We start from the raw sequence: 1,577 nt of genomic DNA on the forward strand, positions 1-1,577 counted from the left end.
CATGGCGTAAAGTTTAAGTGGGTGATATCTGAGCAAACAAAAAGGGAGCGAATCCCTTCGTGCTAGAATGTTAATTGCAAGAAAAACACGATAGCAGTAGGAGGAATTCGCTCTTGTCACCTATAGTACAACAAATCATTTTAGAAATGTTGAAAGAAATTGATGAATCTGTCATGGAGATGGTCGCGGGCAAGCTGGATTTAAGTCAATTCATTTTAACCAATCAGGAAAACTTTCGTGAGCACCTCTGCCAGTTAGTTGGGCAGGCACTGGAACAAGTGGACCAAGCTATTATGGACAGTGCTTACCGCCGTCGATTCTATAGCGTCAAAGATAAGCGGGAACGCACTTACTTGGCATCCATTGGCTCACTGGTTTTCACCCGACGTTATTATCAAGATAAACGGACTGGCGAGCGTGTCTTCTTGCTTGATGAACTCGTTGGTATTGAGAAGCGTAGCCGACTTTCGCTCGACCTCAAAGCTAAGCTGCTGGAAGATGCCGCCCAAATGTCTTACAAGCAATCAGGAGATCGTAACGGCGGGGGTACAAAACCATCGAAGAGCACCGTCATGCATGTTGTTCATAGAGACGGGAAGGCCATCAGCGCTTTGGATCAGTTAAAGGATCAACCAATGCCCGTACCGGAAACATTATTTGTCGAAGCCGATGAAGATCATGTCCCCCATCAGGACGGCACCAATCATTTCTTGAAAATGGTTTATGTACATGAAGGTTATCGGTCTGTGGGTAAGAAGTTTCAGTTGATTAGGCCATTTTATATTACCGGTGAATACCCGGGAACAGCTGGTACTGAAGAAATCTGGCAAACCACGCTTGATTGCATCATGAAACAATATGGCGGTCAGATGCCCAAACGCTTTTTTCTGGCCGGTGATGGTGCCAGTTGGATCAAAACCGGGGCCGATTTTCTACCCAACTGCACGGTGGTCTACGATAAATTTCACCTACGTAAAGCGTGCAAACAAGCGGCAATTGGCGTACCCGGTAATCTGGGCGATATTCTCATGCATTGGGCGTTACAAGGGCACTCAAGCTATCTAAATGATTATTTCCGTGTTCGGCTCAATGACCCTCAGTTACGGTCGTCAGAACGCAAAGCTGTCCGACAAGCACGAACGCTCATTCACAAGAATTGGAAACAAATTCAGGCCAACAATGATCCAGACTTTCACGGGACATCAGCTGAAGGTCATATTAGTCATATGCTTTCAGAGCGCTTCAGTTCGCGGCCAATGGGCTGGTCACAAACTGGCACAGACAATTTATCACAGACGCGGGTATACGTGCTTAAGGGCGGAAACGTTTTTGAGCGGTTAGAAGCCGAAGCCAAGGAACGTCACCAAACAAAGATTGATATTCGCGTTGATGATCGTATTAAGATTCAGTTTAAATCAGCAGCCACGAAATACTCACAAGCGGCGCAAGCAGCGTTTGTAGAACTCGCTAGTGGGAAACATCGCGGCTGGCAATACGGTATCACACATCAGTTGTAAGTTGAAAAAGCATTCTAGCAAAAAGTTTACAAGTTAAACCCACAAAAAGTTGACGCCGTC

General features: G+C 46.0%; 1 protein-coding gene. It reads left to right on the forward strand.

All coding sequences use genetic code 11. The annotated features are described in order from the left end of the window. Positions 1-113: 113 nt before the first annotated feature. Entirely contained in the window at positions 114-1,517 is a 1,404-nt protein-coding gene (locus ACWP87_RS13715; protein ID WP_014568964.1) for an ISLre2-like element ISLrh4 family transposase, read from the forward strand. The last annotated feature ends 60 nt before the right edge of the window (positions 1,518-1,577 follow it).

This window comes from Lacticaseibacillus sp. 22, assembly GCF_055413445.1.